We start from the raw sequence: 21,582 nt of genomic DNA, 5'->3' as shown, positions 1-21,582 counted from the left end.
TATTTCCGGTCATGTCGCCTGGCGACGTTGCGGCAAGGGTGCTTGCGTCGCTTCATGCATCGCTATCCGGATCTTGCTGTCCAACGTGCACCGTCGTGCTGGTCCGCGCCTGGCCTGCACGCCGTCGCCGCGTCACGTCGATTTCACATCGCCATGAAGTGCTTTCACTCCTAATCAGGGATCATCTGGCCGCCATGAGAGCCTTTCATGTCCCCTTCCCCGCGCTGCAGCCTTGGGGTTTCCGGTTTAGATACGGTGTTGCATGGTGGATTGCCTTGCGGGCACCTCTTTCTCCTTGAAGGACAACCCGGCGCAGGTAAGACCACCCTGTCGCTTCAGTTCCTGATGCAAGGGATGAAGGAAGGCGAGCGCTGCCTCTATGTGACCCTGTCGGAAACCGCCGAGGAGCTGCGCGAGGTTGCCGCATCGCATGGCTGGGATCTCACAGGCATCGATTTGTTCGAGCTCTCCTCGGTCGAGGAAGTGCTGGGTGAAGGACAAACGCAGTCCGTTTTCCACTCGTGGGAAGTGGAGCTGGGCCAGACGATTCGCCTGGTGAAGCAGGAGGTCGAGCGTCTCAAGCCTCGTCGCGTTGTATTCGACAGCCTCTCCGAGCTTCGCCTTCTGGCCCAGGATCCGCTTCGCTATCGCCGGCAAGTGCTGTCGCTCAAACAGTTCTTCACTCCGCTCAACGCCACGGTGCTCTTCGTCGACGACCTGACCGGCGAAGGTCGCGACCGCGATACGCAGCTGCACAGCATCTGCCACGGCGTGATTTCGCTGGAGCGCTTTGCGCTCGAATACGGTTCCGCGCGTCGCCGGCTTGTGGTGCAGAAAATCCGCGGCGCCACCTTCATCGCCGGTTACCACGATTTCAACATCCGCACGGGTGGAATCGAAGTCTATCCACGACTCGTCGCCGCGCGTCACCACATCGACTTCGTACACCGCGCCATGTTGAGCGGCGTCGGACAACTCGACGCCCTGATGGGCGGCGGCTTCATTCGCGGCAGCAGCACCCTGCTCACCGGACCCGCCGGCACCGGCAAGACAACGCTGGCGCTGCAGTACATCGCCGCCGCCTGCGCGCGCGGCGAACGTTGCCATGTTTACGAGTTTGACGAACGCATCGATACCTTGCTGACGCGCGCCTCGAATATGGGCGTGGATCTGCCAGGGCTCATGGCGGAAGGCCTGTTGCAGATCACCCAGGTCGATCCGGCCGAAATGTCACCGGGCGAGTTCGCATGGAACGTCTTCTGTGCCGTGCAGGAGCAAGGCTGCTCGATGGTCGTCATCGACAGTTTGAACGGTTACCTCTCGGCCATGCCCGAGGAGAAGCATCTCCTGCTGCAGATGCACGAGCTTCTGTCGTTCCTCAATCAATCGGGCGTCACGACGTTTCTGATCAATCCGATGTACGGCCTGGTCGGCTCCATGGATACGGGGCCGCTCAATGTGTCCTACATCGCCGACGCCGTCATCCTGTTCCGTTTCTTCGAAGCGGAGGGAAGAATCCGCAAGGCCATTTCGGTGATCAAGAATCGCAATGGAAAGCACGAAGACACGATCCGTGAACTCTTCATCGACGGCAGGGGGCTGCGCGTGGGCGAGCCACTCACCGGATTCAGGGGTGTGCTTACCGGCACGCCGGAATTCGTGGGCGGCCATCAGCCGCTGCTGGAAGATCGGGATGCCTAAGCTCGATCAACGCGGCAAATGCGTGCATATCGTGGCGCCATGGCAACGCGACGCGCAGAGCCTCGCCGATTCGCTCACTCACCAGGGCTATCGCGCCGTCGTCCACCCGGACCTCGTCGAACTGGGCGAACAACTGGGCGAAGACACGGGCATTGTCGTCCTGACGCAGGAGGCGCTTGAGAGCGGCACCCAGGGCCTGCAGCATGCGCTCGCCCATCAACCCACCTGGTCCGACATTCCCTTTATCGTGCTCCATTCCACGCGCCAGGGCGTCGATTCCCATACCTCTCCCTTGCCGCATACGGTACTCAATCGCATCGAACTCGAGCGTCCGGTCGGTGCCGCGTCCTTTCTCAGTGCCGTGGCCACGGCCATGCGATCCAGGCAAAAGCAGTTCGAGATCAAGGACCGGATGGAGGACCTTGCCGTGAGCCGGCGCGCGCTGGCTGCCAGTGAAGCCGAATTGCGCCGGATCGCTGACTCGTTGCCGGTCCTGATTGCCTTTGTCGACCGCGAATTCCGCTATCGCTTCGCCAATCACGCTTACGAAACGTGGTTTGGTTTCGACCCTGCAGCGATGATGGGGCGAACGGTGGAAGAAGTCTTTGGACACGAGCACTGGAACTCGCGCAAGCCCTGCCTGATGCGGGCCATGGCCGGTGAAGCGGTGCGGAACGAGGTTCCTTTGAACTGCGTCGATGGCAAACGCCACGAGGCCGAGATTCGCTACATCCCCCGCTATCAGGAGGATGGACAGATCGACGGCGTACACCTGTTTGCCTCCGATATCACCGAGCGCAAGGAGGCCATGGAAGTCATCGGCCAGGCGGCAGCGCGTCTTGAGCAGAAGGTGGCCGAGCGCACGGCCGAACTGCGGATGGAAATGCAGGCACGCACCGAGAGCGAGACCGCGCTTCGACAGGCGCAGAAGATGGAGGCCGTGGGCCAGCTCACCGGCGGCATCGCGCACGATTTCAACAACATGCTCACCAGCATCATCGGCGCGCTCGACATCGTGACCATCCGCATAAGCGACGAGCGCACGGCAAAGATCGTCAAGGCCGCGAGCGACGCAGCCGGTCGCGCCGCGTCGCTGACGCAACGGCTCCTGGCGTTCTCCCGCCGCCAGTCGCTCGACCCGAAGCCCACGGATGTGAATGCGCTGATTCAGTCGATGCACATGCTCCTCAGCAAGACGCTGGGCGAGCGCGTACGTATTGCCGTCGACCTGGAACCGGCACTCGACCACGCCCTGGTCGACGTGAATCAACTTGAGAGCGCGATCCTCAATCTTTGCATCAACGCGCGCGATGCCATGCCCGACGGCGGTCAGCTCCGGCTACGCACGCGCCGTGCGGCCGCGCCCGTCCTGCGCGATGAAAGCGACGTCGCCGGGCAGGATGCCATCGTGGTGGAGGTCTCCGACACGGGTGTCGGCATGACGGCGGATGTCAAAGAGCGCGTGTTCGAACCGTTCTTCACCACCAAGCCGCTGGGCCAGGGTACCGGCCTGGGCCTGTCCATGATCTATGGCTTCGTGAAGCAGTCCAGGGGCACCATCGATCTCCAGTCGACCCCGGGCAAGGGCACGACCATTTCGCTCTATCTGCCGAAGTCGCCCGGTGCCGACGCCCGCGACGTTCCGGACAATCAGGCCATCGCGCCCCGGGGCGACGGGCAATTGGTGCTGGTCGTCGAGGATGATGACCAGGTAAGGCTCCTGGTCAGTTTCCTGCTCGAGGAACTGGGCTACGTGGTGGTGACGGCAAGCGATGCCACCGTTGCCATGCCCCATATCTCGGCCCTGGATCATGTCGACCTGCTGATCACCGATGTCGGCCTGCCCGGCATGAACGGGCGGCAGCTCGCGGAGCTTTTTCGCGAAAGGCATCCCGCCGTGCCCGTGCTTTTCATGACCGGATATGCCGAGAACGCCGCCGTCAGGTCCGAGTTTCTCGGCCACCGGATGAGCATGATCACCAAGCCGTTTGCGCTGGATGCCTTTGGGCAGGCGGTCAAGGATGCACTGGTCGAGTCGGCGTGATGGTGGACGCGCCCGTGGGGAGGTTCACTCGGGGCACTTCTTCTGATTCGTTTCGAGCGTGGCGGCGAAGGCAGTCGCGCCCTGCTTCACCAGCGGCAAGACCGTCGATGCGAGCGCATCGGGAAGGAAGTCACTGATCCACAGGAAGCAACAGTGGTTGGCATCGATACCGACGATCTGCATCGATGCGGCGTGATGCTCAAACATGTCACCAAGGACGGTATACGCCACGCGTTGATGCGCTTCGTTGACCGCGACCTTGCGCTCGCGAACCTGTAGCCCGTTGGCGAAGGTCAGCACGCGGATATCAGCTTCCATCCTTCCTGCGATAAGTACCGGATGGAATAGCTCATGCGCCTTGTCAAACTGGCGAAGCAGGGCCCATGCCGTGGAAGCAGGCACAGCCACGGATTGTTCCCAAATGATCGTTGCCATCGATGTGTTCTCTTGTCCTGTGTGGCCCGTCCATTTCCGGGGTATCTTGGGTGGCGACGCCACACCACGCGCCTTGATGCGACAAGGCGACAAGGGACGTTACCATTCGGGTCCCGAGCCCCACTTGGGAAAAATTGACGGATTCGGATCAATGACCCTGATCGCCACGACACTCGCCAGTGGACCCGGCTGGACGGCCAGCGAAGTCGTTTGCTCGGCGGGACCGACGGACCGCTCCTTCGAAGAGCAGCACACACACGTTGCCGTGGCGGTGGTGCTCAGCGGAACGTTTCAGTACCGCTCGTCGCGGGGCACCGCGATGCTGGTTCCGGGCGCCGTGCTTCTGGGTAACCCCGGCGATGGCTTTGAATGCAGCCACCAGCACAGCATCGGCGACCGGTGCCTCGCGTTCCATTTCGATCCGGCTTTTCATGAAAACCTGATCGCCGGCGTGCGCAACGTGACGCGAAGCCGCTTTGAATGCGCTTCCCTCGCACCCAGGCAAACGGATCCGGCCTTGCTGGCTTGTGCAGATCATGGTGTCGAAGCACCGCAACGCCTCGAGGAACTGGCGCATGAGCTGGTAGCGTGCGTTGCGCTGGCGGGCACAGGCCACCGCGGAGCGTCGTTCCGAACAGGGCGCATGGCGCGGCGAGGCGCGGCCCGGGTCCACGATCTGGTGCACTGGATGGAAGCTTCGCCGCAGGTTTCGCCCTCGCTCACGGAACTGGCGCAACGCGCGTCACTAAGCCCCTGTCACTTGCTCAGGGAATTCAAACGCATCACTGGCACGACGCCCTATCAGTTCTCGCTGGCGCTGCGCATGCGGCAGGCCGCGCGATTATTGCGCCAGGGCAACAGCAGCGTGCTCGACGTAGCGCTTGATGCCGGATTCAACGATGCGTCGGATTTCAATCGTCGCTTCCGGCAAATGTTCGGGATGACGCCATCAAATTATCGTCGAGCAAGTGACGCCCGGACGGCCGCCTTGCCCTACTGAGCGTCGACTCTGTGACCTGTAGCTTCGGTCCTCGTCCCGCGGCTTATGAAAGTGCTGCCGTCGTACACACCCCTGAAGCTTGGGCCATCGAGTACTCCACGCAGTTCGCCGCCGCTATCGCACAACCGAGGATTCAGGTTGATGACAAGCACGCGCCCGAAGACTCGATAGGCCGCCGCATCCTTGGGATTGGCTCCCTCGCCGACAGGCACCAGCTCCAAAGGGGCGCCGCTGGCGCAGTCGCTGATCGGTTCTTTGGTCACCTTGTAGGTGAACGAATAGATCTTGCCCGACTCCTCGAAACTGAAGGTCCAGATCGATCCTTCTGCCCATTCGGACGGCGCAGGCTCGGCACTCAGGGCCGCGTACTCGGACTTCGACGGTTCCAGCGGCATCGTGGAACACGCCGATATCAACGCTACAGCCACGCACATCCGCACGACTTTCCAGACGCTCCGATCCATGTTTCCCCTCCCAGACTCCCCAGTCCCGCGCCGATTCTGCGTCATCCCGCGGCGAATGACCATGGCCCGGTTCATCGGAGGGAAGTCGGCAGACGACGCATCGCACCATCCATGACGAAAGCGATCTCCCTTTGGCAAGATGGCTTTGCAGGCTCTCCCGGCAAACCGGTTTCCCTGCGCAGCACGGCCTGCAATGATGGCGATCTGAGCGCGTACCCGTGGCGCCGCTGCTGCCCATGGCCAGCCTGTCGGCCAGGCACTCGAACGACACGCTTGAAACGCCACGCCAGGTTGAAGGGAACTGATCCATGAGCCAAAGCCCGGAACTTCTGCGCCGCCTGTTGCGCGCCAAGGACCGCATGGACGGCGCCTCGCATGAATCGTGGCCAGTTAGCCGGCTCGCGCAGATCAGCGCAGTATCGCCAGCGCACTTCGCGCGTTCGTTCAAGGAAGCATTTGGCGTTCCGCCTCATCGCTATCTGCTTAGTCGCCGCATCGAGCGCGCGGTCGCGCTGCTGCGGGAAACAGACCGTCCCATTACTGAGATCGCGCTTGAGACCGGATGGGAAAGCGTGGGCACGTTCGGGCGCATCTTTCGGGATATCACCGGCGAAAGCCCCGGGGTCGTCCGTGACCGCGCGATAGCGGACGGCACGGCGCCCGCACCGGTGCCGGCATGCATTGTCCGCGCGGCCGAGCGACCGGACCTGAAGACCGCAGTTTTGGAGAAGCGCCGGGCCAGGGCCATCGCTAGCCTGAGCGACACTTAACGGAGAGGTTCCATGACGATCGAAGTGAACGTGAGCAGCATCTATGTACGCGACCAGGACGAAGCCCTGGATTTCTACGTCAACAAGCTGGGCTTCCAGGTCCATACGGATGCGCGCAATGGCGACTATCGCTGGCTGACGGTGCAGGCGAGCGGGCAGACATCGTTCCAGCTGGGACTGCTCAAGCCCGGCTCGCCGCTGCATGACGCTGCCACCGCAGCCACGCTGCAGCAGATGGTGGCCAAAGGCGCCATGCCGGCCCTGGTGCTTGCCGTGGACGATTGCCGCGCCATGTACGAGACGCTCGCCGCCCGCGGCGTGGAGTTCACCCAGGAGCCCGTGGACCGTTACGGCGCGGTGGACGCCGGCTTTCGCGATCCGTCCGGTAACGGGTGGAAGATGATCGAATCCCGCAAGTCGCGCGGAGGCCGCACGGCATGAGCGCAGGATCGCTGGCTCGACCCATTCACCGCTGGACGTCGATCGTTTTCACCGTGACAGTCATCGGGAACTTTGTATGGAGAGGCCTTGGTCAGGGAGAACCGCCAGCATGGCTGACCTACTCGCCGCTGCCACCGCTGTTCCTGCAGCTGTTCACGGGGCTCTATATGTTCGCGCTTCCGTACTTCAGGCCAAAGCGCGCGGCCTGATCCATCGGCGAGCGTTGCCGGTTCGCCTGTCTTGATCAGGTCACGGTGTTTTGGGTTAGATGGCAAGCTCGCACTGACCCGGATTTCAGATGTCGTATCACTCCATGGATGGAAAGACCGAGGCACCGACCAGCCCGCGCCGCGCTCGCGCGTTGAATCTGCGCAAGGCGGCCTGTCGTGCCATGTCTGCGCTCATCGTGCTCCCATGCCTGGGTAGCACGATGGCCTTCGCCCAGGCCAGTGAACCTCTCGAACCGCAGGAAATGACCGACCGATTCGGGGTGATCGACGCCATCGAGCGAGGCGATGCCGTCGCCCTTTCCCAGCTGATGGAAACTTCCACCAAACCGGCGATTCGTGCCTTCGCGGAAGCGGGTCTGTATCGCGTCAAGATGGACCCCGGTCGGTCCAACGAAGCGGCTGCGACGTGTATCTCGCTGAGCCGGCGCGCGAACGATCACGTGCAGGAGCTTGCCTGCACGATGATCCAGGTGGGCAACTTCCTGCTGGAGGAGCGGCCCGTAGCCTGGGCAACCGGCGTCCGGCACATTCGCCAGTCGTTCTATCCGGATCTGCGCCGGCAGTATGGTCCGTTGTTCGCCTTGCGCCAGCTGGAGAACGGCGTGGATCTCGACGCGATCGCCCATCTTGCCGAAGCAGCCCCTCCATCGGCGACCAAAGAAGGCGATGCCACCGATCTGCCCTTCCACAAGATTCGCAAAGGCGAACTCAATCCGGTATCGACGCTCGGCCTCACCGCCGTCGATCTTCTTTCGGGGCCAACCGCGTTCGACGCGATCCCGGACACGGCCGGCTTCATGACGCTCCTCAACGAGCCAACAGCCCGAGCCCTCGGCATCTTGCCGGGGCCAAGCTGGCTGTCCCCCGCCCGTGACCGATCGGTCAGGTCATCGCTGGGCGTGCTGCCTACGCTGGTGATTGGCCATGACACGCTGTCCAGGGTGCCCGTTGCCGTTGTATCGGCAGCCACACCCAATATCCTCGGACTGTCGACCCTGCGGCGCCTGGGCTACATCAGCTTGTCCATGCGGCACATGAGCGTTGGCGGACGCCAGCACCGCGCATGCTCCCGGCCCCTGACCATGCGCTCCGATCTCATAGGCACCAACGCGAAGGTGATGATTCCGATCAAGGTCGACGGGAAACCCGTCAACGCCGTCTTCGATTCCGGGTTCGACGGTGAGCTGGAGCAATACGGCATTGTCGACCCGGCGGACTTGGCCGGCACGAAGAAAACCGTGAAAGTGGCCACGGCCATGGGCCAGGTGGATACGAAGTATGTCGAGCGCGCCAAGCGCGTGGACAACGGCGTGTCGGAGCGCGAGATCGTCGTCAGGACCCGGCCTTCGGACGGTGCCGTGCGCTACGTCGCGGGCATGGCCATCCTCAAGGGTGCGGTCATGGACCTGGATTTCGTCAGCGGCACCGCGTGTGTACGTGCCGACGCAACGGTAACGCCGTAAGCCGGCGCATCTTCAAAGAGCGCCACAAGTGCAGCGACGGCCATCCTCAAGCGCATGTTTCCCGCGTTGAATCTTCGCCTCATCGAAGGAGCCAGGTTCGCCTTACTTCCTGCCGCACGGCAAGCAGTGAACCTGGCCCTTCCGGCTCAGAACGAAACCACCAGACTCACGCGAGCCGCCTGGTCCCGCGCGTCACTGGCGAACTGCCCCAGATAGCTGGCATCGATGCGCGCATGTTGGCTCAGCGGGAAGCTGATGCCGGCGTCGATGACCGCCGCGTGCTGCGCCACCGGTACGCCAGCCACGCCGAAGACGTTGCCACCTTCGACGAACTGCATGCGAGACGTCGGCGCGCGGTCACCCCAGGCCATTTGCCAGCCAAGACCGGCGTGCACGGACACGCCGGTGGTGCTTTGCCAGGTGTCGCGCAGGCCCAGCGTGCCGTAGCTGACCGCGCTGCTGTCGCCAGGCGCACGCAAGGCAGCGACGCCACCGTGCTCGCGCGCGCCATCCGTATCGAGCTGGACATGGGCGAGATTGAGGAAGGGCGCCAGCGTCTGGCGCTCACCGACGGCGAGGTCGACGCTACCTTCCGCATACGCCTGCCAGCTGCTGGCGTGGTAGCTCGCGCCAAGGCGGCTGGTTGTTTCGCCTATCATCGGCGTGCGATTGCTGTCGACGTCATGCCACCCATACGACGCTGCACCGCGCACGGACAGACGGCCAAACCGGGCGTCACCGTAGAGTCCGGCCCAGGTCGTGGTCGCGTGCGCATCGGAGTGGCGATCGGCGATCTTCGCGCTGCTCTGCCCGTGGCCCACCAACGCGCCCAGACGCGCGTCATTTCCCACCGTCAGATCGCCGCCAAGCAGCACGCCACCGCCATTGGCCGTGGCACGCGCGGCATTGCCGTCGCCCTCTTTGTCACCCCAGTGTCCCCAGACACTGGTCCACGCCGTCACGCCATCGGCGTTCGTGGCATGTGAACCCTGCCCGCCGTCATCCGTACCCAGCAGGCGACGATTGACCGCATCGCGTACGTAGCGGCTGTCGTCGATCAAAGCCGTGCGCGTGCTGGCGAATATCTCGCCGGACAACTGGTCGAAACTGGCGCGCGCCGTGGCCGCATCCTGGGTGAGCAGTTGCTGGAACAGCGGCGAGTCGATGCCAAGCGATTCCGCGGCGCTGCCGGCCTGCTTCTGGTTGGCCGTCGTGGCGACCTGGGCAAACTGAATGTCGTTGCGCATCAATTGCAGCGTGATCGCGTTGCTGCCATAGCTGAGCGTCGGCGTGAGGAAGGCGAGCTGGCTGCTCACCGTGTCGAACTTGCCCGTGATGCCGCCGGTGGCCGTAAGGATGGTGTAGTTCGTGCTCGGCGCCCAGCCATTCGCCGGTCCGATCGCCAGGGCGCTGCCACCGAGCAGCGTGGCATGGCCGTTCACCACGATGCGATCCGACGTGCCATCCGGATTCACGTCGACCTGATAGGCGGAACCCTTCTGGAACGTGGCATCGCCATTGATGGTGAGCGTGCCGATGGAATTGCCCGGCGTCACCGTGCCCGCGAGATTGAGGCCGCCAATGCTGCCGATGCCGCCCAGCGTGGCGCCGTTCGCCACGGTGACGACGCCACCGAGGAAGGCATCGCCATGGTTGTCATCGCCAATCACCAGCTTGCCGGCCTGGACCTGCGTACGACCGGTGTTGCTGCTGTGTCCGTTGAATACCAGCGTGCCGTTGCCCGATTTGCTCACCGCACCCGCACCACTTAGCACGCCCGCGTATACCCCGTCGACCGCCTGATCGAACACCAGCGCACCATCCACGCGGATAGCGCCCTGCAGGCTCGCAGCGTCGCCCACCAGCGTGCCGCTGCTGATCGTCGTGCCGCCCGAATAGCTGTTTGCCCCCGTAAGCGTCAGCATGCCGTTGCCGGTCTTCTGCAGCGAGCCACCTCCGCTGATCGCGCCTGCATACGCGCCATCGCCCGCTTGCTGCATCACCAGCTGCGCATCGTTCGTCACGTCGCCATGCAACGTGTCGCTGTTGGCCAGCAGGGTGCCCGCGCGAATCGTGGTGCCGCCGGTATAGCTTGCACCGTTGAGCAGGCTCAGGCTGCCGCCGCCATCCTTGACCAGGCCGCCGGTGCCATCGAGCGAATAGTCGAGCGATACAGCGAGCCCGCCCAGGATATCGAGACCACCACCGTGGCTGCCGAGCGTCACTTGTCGCGAGAATGCACTTAGCGCGGCACCGGTGATCTGCAGCGTGCCGCCGTCGAGCAGCACGGCGTTGCTGGCCACGCCCAGGTTGTCGTTGCTGGATACCGACACGCGCCCACCCAGCACTGACACGTCGCCGACAAAAGTGTTCGAACCATTGAGGACCAGCGTGCCGTAGTCCGTCTTCGTGAGGCCAGCGGAACCGGTGAGCACATTGTCGATCGTCGCCGTCATGTCGGTGCCGCTCGTGCCCCCGTTGCCCACGCGAATCGTGGCGGTACCACCCAGCGCCAGAGCATCACCATTCATCACGTAGCCGTCGGTGGCGAACTGCATGCCCGTGGCGCCTACCTGCCCGGCCCCGCTGTCGACCGTGACCACGCCGGCGTCACCGCCGAACACGGCGTAGCCCGGCGCAGGCTGCATGATGCCGACGATGGAGCCATCCTCACTGGCCCAGACGGGCGATGCCATCGACCAGGTACCGCTGCCACCACCCAGGCGCGTGCTGCTTGCGAGCCCGTTGGCGTTCCACATCTGCAACGCCACGCCCGTGCTGTTGATGAGGTTGATCGCGGATTGGCTGGTGTCGCTCACCAGCTTGACGGTCTGCCCGGCTGGCGTCATGCCCAGCGTGAATGGCAGGCTTCCTGAAGCAAGACTGTTGTACTTGATCAGCGTGTACAGGCCCGCGCCGAATCCGCCGGCATCGTTGATGTTGATTGTGCCACCGGCATTGGCAAGCGCGCCGCCCACCACGAGCTGGTCACCTGTGCCTGGCGTTGCCAGCGTGGCACCGGGGCGACCGAGTTCGAAGTCCAGCTGCGAACCTGCCTGTAGCGCGACGTTGCCATTGACGGTGAGCGTGCCGACGGAGTTGCCGGGCGCCACATGGCCGCCAGCGTTCACGTTGAGGCTGCCCGTCAGCGTGCCGTGGCCACCGATCGTCGCGCCGCTGTCCACGCTGACCGCGCCACCGAGTTTGGCGTTGCTGCCGGCACTGCCGCCGACGATCAGCGAGCCGCCCTGCACGGTCGTCGCACCGAGAAAGACGCCGCTGTTGCCCTCGAGTGTCAGTGCGCCGACGCCGGATTTCGTGACACTGCCCGGCCCGGTGAGCATGCCGCTGTACGTGCTGTCGGTCGTGCGGGTAAAGGCTAGTGCGCCAGCCACGACCACGGGGCCGGACAGCGTGCCCGTGGCGGTGCCCTTGCCGATATCCAGCGTCACATTGGGGTCCAGCGAGATCTGGCCCGACGCAACGGTGCCCGTCACGCCGTAGGTGACGTGAGTGCTGGGCGCGCCATAGAGCCAGATCGACTGGGCCACGTAGAGGTCGTGATCGATCGCGACATCGTTGGCGCTGGAAGCGCGCAGATTGACCGCGCGAATGTCGCCATCGATCGCGATGCGCTGGCCCGTCAGGGTGAAGGTATCCAGGGCCGTCACGGCGCCCACCGTGCCCACCGTCAGCTGCCTGCCCTGGAGGGACAGATTCCGACTGCCATCGACGTTTCCGAGATGGACATCAGAACTTGTGCTTTGGATGACGACATTGCTGGCAAGAGTGGTGGCCCCGGTGACGTTGACCGCGCCGGTGGTGTAGATGCTTCCGCCGAACCGGCCGTCTCCGTTGACCTGCAGATAGGTAAGCGCTGCACTCGCACCGATCGTGGAGCCGGTGATCAGTTTGCCGTTGATGGTCAGACCGTAGCTGTTGGACACGTCGTAGCCCAGATACACCTGCGCACCGGAAAGCGTCGTATCGCGGCCGAACGTGACGTTGCCGTAGTACGACTGATCGCCCGACGTGGAAACATCGCCAGCCAGCGAGGTGTTGCCCGAGCTGGTGAGGCTGGTCAGGCGAGTCGTGCTGCCCACGGCGTCCTGGAAGGAGATCGTGTTGCCGCTTACGGTCAGCGAATGTGCGCCATCCACCGGACCGCCGAACGCAAGATTGCCAAGGGTGCTGCTCAGGTCGGCGTCGCTACGAAGCGTCACCGCATTGGCGTAACTCTGGTAGCCAAGGGTGTGGATGTTGCCATTGAGGGTGATCAGGCCAGTCATCGAGCTCACCTGAAGCGACGAGCCATTGATCGTGCCCAGGTTCAGCGCGGAGGCCGTCGTCAATGTAATGCCGTCACGCGCCGTCGCCGATACATTGCCGCCAAAGGAATTGCTGCCATTGGTTATGGTGATCCCGCCGTTGTTCGCATGGAGCGAAACGTCGCCAGCCGACAGCCACCCGCCGGACGCCTGGACCAGATTGCCCGTGGTCGAGGTGATCGCGAGCGTATTCCTCGCCTGCACGTCCTGCAGGAAGACACCGGTGCCCGACAGTGCAACGTCACCGCCGGTGATGGAGCCACTGACCATCAACGCGCCTGTCTTCGCGGTCAGCGTCACCGCACCGGTATCGGCCAGGACCGGGGTCATGACGGACAGCGTGCCCTGCGACGTCAGGGTCACCGCACTGCCCTTCGCGTCGAGGCTGACCACGCTCAGATTACTGCCCGAGCTGACGTTGATGTTCTTGCCGATCAGCGTCAGGTCGCCATTGAGCTGGTTACCGGCATTGACCGCAACGATGGCATGACTACCCGCGTCGATGCTCAGCGCCGTCTGCATCTCGATGGCGCCACCCAGCGTCACGTCGCCTTGCGTGGTGATGGCGTTGTCGGAACCGGGACCCTTCACCAGGATATTGCGTGCGGTGTTCCACGCGCCGCTGACCGCGAGCTGGCCGCCGTTGATGAGCGTGAGCATCGCGCTGGCGTCGCCCAGGTTGCCGTCGTTGGCGATGGTCAACGTGGTGGGCCCGTCGACGACGGTGCCGCCGCTATAGGTGTTGGCACCGGTCAGTGCGATACCGCTCCCGGACACACGCAGCGCACCGCCGCCGCTGATGATGCCGGTGTAGGACTGCTGCTGGCCGGAAACCAGGCTGAGCGTGCTGCCAGCACCCAGCGCCATGTTGTTGGTGAACGCACCGCTTTGCAGGTTCACGAACGTGGCACTGCTGCCGGCGCCCAGCGTGAGATTGCCGTCCAGGCTTGCTCCACCTGCGAGCACCAGCTGATTGCCGGCGCCAGCGATATAGACCGCACTGGCGCGCTTCGCACCATCGCCCGACCAGCCGCCCGCCACCGTGCCGTAAACGGACACGTTGCTACCGCCGGTCATCAGCAGGCCGACACCGCCCCCGCCCGCGTTGCCGTCCAACGTTGCCGAGCCTGTGCCGGATTGGCCACCGCGGCCGCCGATGCCGCCCGTGATGGCGCCAAACATGTTCACCGGGCCATTCCCCAGCACCACCATGCCCGCGCCACCCGCGCCACCGCCACCACCGGCAACCCCGGCGTAAGCGTCACCGCCCTTGCCACCGGCGCCACCCGTGATGACGACGGCGCTCCCTACATTGACCGCCGTGCTGGTGTCGGCGGAGAGCAACAAGCCGGTTCCACCGCCGCCGCCACCGCCTGCGCCCGCACCGGCGGCGTCGGCATGGCCACCCGCGCCACCCGAGCCACCGGTGTACATATCGGTCAGCGATCCGCCGACAAGTGACGATGCGACGGCACGACCCACGTCGCCACCACCGCCACCGCCGCCGCCACCCGCCGTGCCGTCGGGTGAGCCGGTGCCGCCCGCACCGCCGCCGCCACCGCCCGTTCCCGTCAGATAGAAGGCGCCACCTTGTCCGGCACGGACGCCCGCATCACCTGATGCGCCACCCGTGCCGCCGCCACTGCCGCCGCCGCCGCCCGATACACCCCACTGGCTGTACACGGACAGACCTGACGTCCCCTGGGGATTCTGCGTATAGGTCGGCGTGCCCGCAGTGATCGAACCCGTGCCACCGGCATAGGCAAGACCGGTGGCCGAACCGCCGGCGCCTGCACTTCCCAGCGTGCCATGCGCGCCGGAACCACCGGGCGCCCCGACGTAGGATGTCACCGCGTGACCTGCGCCCGCCCAGGCCAGCGCGAACACCGTCATGCAGGCGATCGCCAACGCGCGCTGGCGCGGCCGCGCAGCACCGGTCGACGTCATGCCAGAGCTACGCGACGACGCAAGCTCAGAGGCCACCTGGACCGCGCGAAGATGACGGTTCCAGACAAGACGGTAGACGCGATTCATGGATTTTCCCCTGTATAAAAACAACGCCCCCGGGCAAGGAGCGTTTTGCTTGGTGCTTGACGTTATGTAGTGCGCAAAGCGAGAGCGGATCTGGTCACGCGCCGGACGGCGGCGTCCGGCGACTCGCGTCGCAATGTCGCCAACCGTGCGGCTGTCTCAGCCGGTCAGCGGCGCATCTTCGTCAACGGCGCGATGTTCGTGAAGTACCGCGCGCACCACAGCGCCTGAAAACCCCTGTTGCAAGCTATCTGAGCTGCTGGGCAAGCCCGATGAGCAAGCCTTGGGGACCGCGGATGTAGCAAAGCAGGTACATGTCTTCCTACCGCACCAGCTCGCCGACCCGTTGCGCGCCCATTTTGCGCACGCGCTCACGCGTCGCATCCAGATCATCCACGGCAAACATCACGCGCAAATAGCCAAGCGCATGCATCGGGGCATGCCGATGATCGGCCACCACCGCCGGCGCGAGAAACCGGGATAGCTCAAGCCGGCTGTGACCATCGGGCGTGCGCATCATGGCGATCTCGACGCGCTGGTTCTCCCGTCCCGTGACGCGCCCGGCCCTCGATCTCCAGACCAAGCTCGCGGACGAAACCGATCGTCGCGTCGAGGTCCTCGTCGACGATGCCTATGTTGTCCATGCGCTGGATGGCCATGTCATGGCCCCGATGGCACACCGTACTCCGCGCGTTGCCGGGTATCGCAGGCCTTCAGCGGCATGACCGGACGACATCGCGACTGCCGGGCCACGCCGTGGACCCCTGCTATCGCGTGGGACCCCGTGCTTCATCCATGGCGCTACGCCGGGACAGCTCGGCCAGCGCGTCGGTCGACCAGCCACCACCCAGCGCGCGCACCAACTGCACGCTCGCGCGCAATTGCCGTGTGTCGAGGTCGAGCAGGCTGCGCTGGGCGTCGAGTGCGGTGGTCTGCGCGGCTACGACATCGAGGTAACCCACGGCGCCCTGGCGGTATCGGTCCATCGCCAGGTCCAGCGAGTGCTGCGCGGCGTCGGCCGCATCCTGCTGGTCGCCGCGGGCGGTGCCGTAGTGATTGAGCTGAGCGAGATTGTCTTCGACCTGCTGGAACGCGGTGAGCACAATGCCGCGGTAGTGCGCGCCGGCTTCGTCGGTGGCGGCCCTGGCGGCAGCGACGCCCGCCTTGCGGCGGCCGCCGTCGAACACGCTCCAGAGGAACGTCGGGCCGACCGCCCAGAACTGATTCGGGGCGGTGAGCAGGCCGCCGTACTCCGCACTCTGGAAACCACCCAGTGCACTGAGGCCCAGCGACGGAAAGTACGCGGCACGGGCGACGCCGATGCGTGCATTCGCAGCCGCGGTACGGCGTTCGGCGGCGGCGATATCCGGACGACGTTGCAGCAGGACGGACGGGACGGTCACCGGTACGGTCGGCAGCGGGATCGCGTCCGTGACCGGATCGATATGGAAGCTCGACGCGGATTCGCCCACGAGGACGGCGATCGCGTGCTCCGTCATGGCACGCTGCGCGGCCGTCTGGGACCACTGCGATTTGGTCGATGACAACTGCGTCTGCGCACGCGAAACATCGAGGCCGGAGGCGATACCGCCACCATGACGCGTCTGCGTCAGCTCGAGCGCCTTCTGGTAGGCGTGGATGCTTTCGTCGAGCAACTTGATCTGTTGGTCCAGACCGCGCAGCACGATGTAGTTGTCGGCGAGCTGGGCTTGCAGGCTCAGGCGTGCCGATGCCAGGTCGGCGGCAGCGGCAAGGGCATCATCCCGGCCCGCCTCCACGGTGTTGCGCACGCGGCCCCACAGGTCGACTTCGTAGTCGATCTCGACGCCGACGGTGTAGCTCTCGTAGATGGCCGGCGAGGTCGCGCCACGCAGCGGCTTGGTATCGGACTGCCGATCGCGCTGGCCGTTCGCGCTGGCGCCCACCTGCGGGAACATGCCAGCGCGTGCCTGTGCACTGAAAGCCTGCGCCTGTTGATAGTGCGCCAGCGCGGCGGCGAGGTCGGCGTTATTGGCCAGCAGCTTTTGCTGCAAGTCATCCAGTCGCGCGTCGCCATACAACTGCCACCAGCCATCGCGCGACAGCTGATCGGCCGGCTGGGCCATGACCCAGCTCTTGCCCATGGCGTCGCCATGTTCCTGGTACTGATCGGCGACCGGCACCTCCGGCACCTTGTACGCGGGCGCCAGCGAGCAACCGCTCAACCCCGCGGCGATGGACAGGGCGAGGACGAACTCAAGCCTTCTTTTCATTGCTGCGACCTTGCGCCTTGGCGACTTCCGGCTGCTTGGCGATCTGTACCTTGTCGCCGTTGGCGAGGCCATCGGGCGGGCTTTCGATCACGCGATCGCCGGCCGACAGACCCGAGCCCAGTTCGACGGTCTTGCCGTAGTCGCGCAGGATCGTGACGGGCTTGAACAGCACTTTGTCGTCGGCGATCAGCGTCGCGACGCGAAGCCCACTGTCGTCGAAAACCAGCGCGCTGGCCGGCACGCGCAACGCCGTGGCGCTGGCGGGACGATCGAGGCGTACGCTGGCGTAGCCGCCGGGCATCAGCTTGCCATCGGCGTTGTCGACGGCAAGCTGGATCAGCGTCGTACCCGACTCTGCCGAAACGGCGCCGGCGGAGGCTTCGACCCTGGCCTTGAAGGTCTGGCCCGGATGTTCCGGCACGGTGAGCTGGGCGATATCGCCCGGCTTGATCGACGGAGCGTAGTTCTGTGGCACGCGCACATACACGCGCAGCTTGCGCATGTCGGACACGACGAACAGCTCCTGCCCGGCCGCGCTGCCGACGTTGATCAGCGCGCCAACGTCGGTTTCGCGCGCGGTGACGACGCCGTCGAAGGGCGAAGTGATGCGGGTGAAACCTTTCAGCGCCTCGACGCGATCCACGTTGGCCTGGGCCGCTTTCACGATGGCCTGCTTGGCGGCGAAGTCACCCGTCTTCTCATCCACTTCCTGGCGCGAGACGGAGTCGGAGGCGAGCATCGACTGCCAGCGCTTGGCGGTGGTGCCCGCGAGCGTCGCGTTCGCCTGGGCGGTGGCGAGATCGGCCTTGGCCTGCAGCAGCTGCTGGTCGAGGTCCGGCGTTTCGATCTCGGCGAGCAGCTGACCGGCTTTCACCGGCGTGCCGATGTCGACTTTCCACGACTTCAGGTAACCGCTGACACGCGCATAGATCGGTGCGCGCGAATACGCCTCAAGGCGACCGGGAAGGTCCAGCGAGGAGCCGTTTTCGCTGGGAGCCGCAGGCACGATGCTGACCGTCGGCTCCGTCTGGGCGTCGGTCCATTTCCGCAGATCACGGGCGTCGTTGGCGCGCGTGGCGACGCCGCTGACGACAACCACGATGACGACGACGGCGCCGATCCAGCCGGCGCGGCGCAGGCCGCGACGCGAGATGGTGGTTTGGGTGTTATCAGGCAACATGGACAGGCTCTCCGGGCACAGCTGCCGGCTCGGCGGCACTGCCGTGCCGCCCGTGGATGATGCGAAAGACCACCGGCACGAAGAACAACGTGGCGATGGTGGCAAAGACAAGACCGCCGATGACGGCGCGACCCAGCGGCGCGTTCTGCTCGCCGCCTTCGCCCAGGCCCAGGGCCATCGGCGCCATGCCGATGATCATGGCCAGTGCGGTCATCAGAACCGGGCGGAAGCGTACGAAGCCCGCTTCCAGCGACGCCGCTTCGGCGTCCCCGTGTTCGGCAAAGCGTTCGCGACAGAAGCTCACGACCAGAATGGAGTTGGCCGTGGCCACGCCCATGCACATGATCGCGCCCGTCAGCGCAGGCACCGACAAGGTGGTGTGCGTGGCGAACAGCATCCACACGATGCCGGCCAGCGCGGCGGGCAGCGCCGTGATGATCACGAAGGGATCGCTCCACGACTGGAAGTTCACCACGATCAGCAGGTAGATCAGCACGACCGCGCCGAGCAAACCGAAGATCAGGCCCGAGAAGGCGCTGTTCATCGTCTGCACCTGGCCAAGCAAGGCCGTGGACGAACCCTTGGGCAGATCCTTGGCGTGGGCAGCCAGCACCTTCTGGATGTCGGCGGCAACGGCGCCAAGATCACGCCCTTGCGTGGTGGCGAAGATCTCTACCATCGGCTGGATGTTGTACTGGCTCACCACGGCATTGCCGGCGCCACGCTTGAGCGTGGCCAGGCCGCCGAGAATCTGCGAACTGCCACCGCCGCTCGACGTCACCGGGATGTTCTCCAGCGAGGCAAGCGAATCGAGCTTGTACTGCGGCGTCTGCATCACGATGGGATACGAGATGCCATTGGCCGGGTTGAGCCAGAACGTCGGCGCCACCTGGCTGGAGCCGGCAAGGTTCACCACCAGGCTGTTGGTGACATCGCGTTCGGTCACGCCAAGCAATTGCGCGCGCGTGCGATCCACGTCGACGGAGAACATCGGATTCGCCTGCGACTGCTGGATGCGTGCATCGGCGACGCCGGGAATGCGGCGAATATCACGCAGCAGCTGCGCGGCATAGGCAAAGTTCTTCGGAAGATTGTTGCCGCGGATCTGCAGATCGATGGGTGCAGGTGAACCGAAGTTGAGGATCTGGCTGATGATGTCGGCGGGCGGGAAGGAGAACGTCACGCCGGGGAACTCGCGAGGCAAGCGCTCGCGCATTTCCTGCACGTATTCGGCCGTCGGTCGATGACCTTCCTTCAGCGCCAGCTGAATGTCGCCATCCCAGGAGCCGGTGGTGCCGGTGTTGTTGTAAGCGGTGTTGATGCCGCTGATCGGCTGGCCGATGTTGTCGACGACGGTGCCCAGTTCCTCCGGCGGAATGATGCGGCGAATGGATGCCTGCACCTGCGCGAAGAGATTGGCGCTTTCCTCCACGCGCGTGCCGACCGGAGCACGCACGTGCATCAGGATCTGACCGGCGTCGACCGACGGGAAGAAGTTGCGGCCGAGGAACGGCACCAGCGCGAACGTAGCGAGCACGAAGACCATGAAGCCGGTGACAAACACCTTGCGGTGTTCCAGGGCCATGCTGAGCAGTTCGTGGTACAGCGCGCGCACGCGTTCGAAGCGCACTTCGAAACCGCGCTGGAAACGGACCAGCGGGTTCGTCGACGGCGGCAGCGCCTCGTCGGTCCCGTGCAGGTCGGTGTGCGGCGCGTGCGGCTTGAGCAGGTACTTGGCCATCGTCGGCACCAGGGTGCGCGACAGGATGAACGAGGCAATCATCGCGAACATCACTGCTTCGGCCATGGGCACGAAGAGGAAGCGCGCGACGCCTTCAAGGAAGAACATCGGCACGAACACGATGCAGATGCAAAGCAGCGACACGAAGGCCGGCGTGACGATCTGCTGTGCACCGTCAAGGATCGCGGGCTCTACGTCCTTGCCCTGCTCCAGATGCCAGTTGATGTTTTCGATGGTCACCGTGGCATCGTCCACCAGGATGCCCACGGCGAGCGCAAGGCCGCCGAGCGTCATGATGTTGAGTGTTTCGCCGATGGCCGACAGCGCGGCGATCGAGGCGAGGATCGCCAGCGGAATCGAAGTGGCGATGATCACCGTTGAACGCCAGCTGCCGAGGAACAGCAGGATCATCACGCTGGTCAGCGCGGCGGCGATGATGCCTTCCTTCGCCACGCCGCTGATGGCTGCGCGCACGAAGATGGACTGGTCACCGATAGGTGCGATCTGAAGGGTTTCGGGCAGTGAATCCCTGGCGCCAGCGAGCTTCTGTTTCACGCCTTCGATAATCGCGAGCGTTGACGCCGAGCCGTTCTTCATCACCGTCATCAGCACCGAGCGACCCCCATCGACGTGCACGATGTTGGTCTGCGGCGGGTTGCCGTCGCGCACGTGGGCGACGTCACGGATGTAGACCGTGGTGCCGTTGACGGTGCGGATCGGCAGGTCGCCCAGCGCATCGATGTCGGATGGGGCGTTATTGAGCTGCAGCGTGTATTCGTAGGTGCCGATCTTCTGCGTGCCCACCGGCACGATCAGGTTCTGCGCGGCCAGTGCATTGGCGATGTCCTGGCCCGACAGGCCACGCGCCTGCAGTGCGGCGGGATCGATGTCGATCTGCACCTGGCGCGACTTGCCGCCGAAGGGATACGGCACCGAGGCACCTGCCACGGAGGTGAGCACCGGGCGTACCGCGTTGATGCCCAGATCGCCCAGGTTCTGCTCGCTCAGGCCCTTGCCCGACAGCGCCAGCTGGATGATCGGCACCGTGGAGGCGTTGTAGTTGAGGATCAGCGGTGGCGTGATGCCGGGAGGCAACTGCTTCAGCAGTGTCTGTGCGACGGCGGTCACCTGCGCGTTCGCGGTGCGGATGTCGACGGTTGGCTGGAAGAAGATCTTGATCACGCCGAAGCCGGCGATCGATTGCGCTTCGATGTGTTCGACGTCGTTCACCGTCGTGGTGAGCACGCGCTCGAAGGGTGACGAAATGCGGCCGGCCATCTGGTCGGGCGGGAGGCCGTTGTACTGCCACACCACGCTGATCACCGGGATCTTGATATCGGGGAAGATATCCGTTGGCGTCCGCATCGCGGCCAGGGGGCCGATGATGAGGATCAGCAGGGCGAGAACAACGAACGTGTAGGGTCGCGTGAGTGCGATCCGGACGATGCCAAGCATGCGGGGACTTTCCGTGCGCGAATGATGCGTCGCAGCGAATTTTCTCA

At 64.6% G+C, this 21,582-nt stretch carries 16 protein-coding genes; 9 read left to right on the top strand and 7 right to left on the bottom strand.

The window, feature by feature from the left end; all coding sequences use genetic code 11:
* Positions 1–207: 207 nt before the first annotated feature.
* Both EYV96_RS17010 and EYV96_RS17005 read left to right on the top strand, forming a co-directional pair.
* Entirely contained in the window at positions 208–1,701 is a 1,494-nt protein-coding gene (locus EYV96_RS17010; protein WP_131152761.1) for an ATPase domain-containing protein, read from the top strand.
* Positions 1,694–3,745, top strand: a complete 2,052-nt coding sequence (locus tag EYV96_RS17005; RefSeq protein WP_131152760.1) for a PAS domain-containing sensor histidine kinase — start codon at positions 1,694–1,696, stop codon at positions 3,743–3,745. The genes EYV96_RS17010 and EYV96_RS17005 overlap by 8 nt, the downstream gene beginning before the upstream one ends.
* A gap of 24 nt (positions 3,746–3,769) precedes the next feature.
* Here EYV96_RS17005 and EYV96_RS17000 read toward each other — a convergent pair whose 3' ends face one another.
* Positions 3,770–4,180 carry an SRPBCC family protein gene (locus EYV96_RS17000; protein ID WP_131152759.1) on the bottom strand — a complete coding sequence of 137 codons (411 nt, stop codon included), beginning with the start codon at positions 4,178–4,180 and terminating at the stop codon, positions 3,770–3,772.
* A 151-nt stretch (positions 4,181–4,331) separates the two neighbouring features.
* Here EYV96_RS17000 and EYV96_RS16995 point away from each other — a divergent pair, with 151 nt between their 5' ends.
* Complete coding sequence (locus EYV96_RS16995; protein WP_165488715.1) at positions 4,332–5,180, top strand: helix-turn-helix transcriptional regulator; 849 nt, start codon at positions 4,332–4,334, stop codon at positions 5,178–5,180.
* Here EYV96_RS16995 and EYV96_RS16990 read toward each other — a convergent pair.
* Positions 5,174–5,644 (bottom strand): hypothetical protein, encoded by a 471-nt coding sequence (locus tag EYV96_RS16990; RefSeq protein ID WP_131152757.1) that lies wholly within the window; start codon positions 5,642–5,644, stop codon positions 5,174–5,176. The genes EYV96_RS16995 and EYV96_RS16990 overlap by 7 nt on opposite strands.
* A 308-nt stretch (positions 5,645–5,952) precedes the next feature.
* Between EYV96_RS16990 and EYV96_RS16985 the strand changes: the two genes are divergently transcribed.
* From EYV96_RS16985 to EYV96_RS16970, 4 genes are all read left to right on the top strand, one after another.
* Positions 5,953–6,414, top strand: a complete 462-nt coding sequence (locus tag EYV96_RS16985) for a helix-turn-helix transcriptional regulator (protein ID WP_131152756.1) — start codon at positions 5,953–5,955, stop codon at positions 6,412–6,414.
* Between the two features lie 12 nt (positions 6,415–6,426).
* Positions 6,427–6,855: a VOC family protein gene (locus tag EYV96_RS16980; protein WP_131152755.1), complete on the top strand. Its 429-nt coding sequence runs from the start codon at positions 6,427–6,429 to the stop codon at positions 6,853–6,855.
* Positions 6,852–7,064 (top strand): hypothetical protein, encoded by a 213-nt coding sequence (locus EYV96_RS18995; RefSeq protein WP_131152754.1) that lies wholly within the window; start codon positions 6,852–6,854, stop codon positions 7,062–7,064. The genes EYV96_RS16980 and EYV96_RS18995 overlap by 4 nt, the downstream gene beginning before the upstream one ends.
* An 89-nt stretch (positions 7,065–7,153) precedes the next feature.
* Positions 7,154–8,548, top strand: a complete 1,395-nt coding sequence (locus EYV96_RS16970; protein ID WP_131152753.1) for a pepsin/retropepsin-like aspartic protease family protein — start codon at positions 7,154–7,156, stop codon at positions 8,546–8,548.
* Between the two features lie 146 nt (positions 8,549–8,694).
* Here the strand turns inward: EYV96_RS16970 and EYV96_RS19045 are convergent, their stop codons facing one another.
* Positions 8,695–14,910, bottom strand: a complete 6,216-nt coding sequence (locus EYV96_RS19045; protein ID WP_131152752.1) for an autotransporter outer membrane beta-barrel domain-containing protein — start codon at positions 14,908–14,910, stop codon at positions 8,695–8,697.
* A 69-nt stretch (positions 14,911–14,979) separates the two neighbouring features.
* Between EYV96_RS19045 and EYV96_RS18820 the strand changes: the two genes are divergently transcribed.
* Positions 14,980–15,138: a hypothetical protein gene (locus tag EYV96_RS18820; RefSeq protein WP_165488714.1), complete on the top strand. Its 159-nt coding sequence runs from the start codon at positions 14,980–14,982 to the stop codon at positions 15,136–15,138.
* Between the two features lie 91 nt (positions 15,139–15,229).
* Here EYV96_RS18820 and EYV96_RS18870 read toward each other — a convergent pair whose 3' ends face one another.
* Positions 15,230–15,427 (bottom strand): VOC family protein, encoded by a 198-nt coding sequence (locus EYV96_RS18870; protein ID WP_205746195.1) that lies wholly within the window; start codon positions 15,425–15,427, stop codon positions 15,230–15,232.
* Between EYV96_RS18870 and EYV96_RS18865 the strand changes: the two genes are divergently transcribed.
* Complete coding sequence (locus EYV96_RS18865) at positions 15,426–15,632, top strand: hypothetical protein (RefSeq protein WP_205746194.1); 207 nt, start codon at positions 15,426–15,428, stop codon at positions 15,630–15,632. The genes EYV96_RS18870 and EYV96_RS18865 overlap by 2 nt on opposite strands.
* A 42-nt stretch (positions 15,633–15,674) precedes the next feature.
* On the opposite strand, the gene EYV96_RS16955 is transcribed toward EYV96_RS18865, so the two are convergent.
* Genes EYV96_RS16955 through EYV96_RS16945 form a run of 3 tightly spaced genes read right to left on the bottom strand, consistent with a single transcriptional unit; the run spans position 15,675 to position 21,535 of the window.
* A complete protein-coding gene (locus EYV96_RS16955; RefSeq protein ID WP_131152751.1) occupies positions 15,675–17,159 on the bottom strand; it encodes an efflux transporter outer membrane subunit in 1,485 nt (494 codons plus the stop codon).
* Complete coding sequence (locus EYV96_RS16950) at positions 17,143–18,339, bottom strand: efflux RND transporter periplasmic adaptor subunit (RefSeq protein WP_131152750.1); 1,197 nt, start codon at positions 18,337–18,339, stop codon at positions 17,143–17,145. The genes EYV96_RS16955 and EYV96_RS16950 overlap by 17 nt, the downstream gene beginning before the upstream one ends.
* Complete coding sequence (locus EYV96_RS16945) at positions 18,329–21,535, bottom strand: efflux RND transporter permease subunit (protein ID WP_131152749.1); 3,207 nt, start codon at positions 21,533–21,535, stop codon at positions 18,329–18,331. Before EYV96_RS16945 ends, EYV96_RS16950 begins: the two co-directional genes overlap by 11 nt.
* Between the last annotated feature and the right edge of the window lie 47 nt (positions 21,536–21,582).

Origin of the sequence: Dyella terrae (assembly GCF_004322705.1) — a bacterium.
GTDB classification, from domain to species: Bacteria; Pseudomonadota; Gammaproteobacteria; order Xanthomonadales; family Rhodanobacteraceae; genus Dyella_D; species Dyella_D terrae.
Note: the sequence above shows the minus strand (reverse complement) of the source record. Positions and strands in the feature narration are given on the sequence as shown.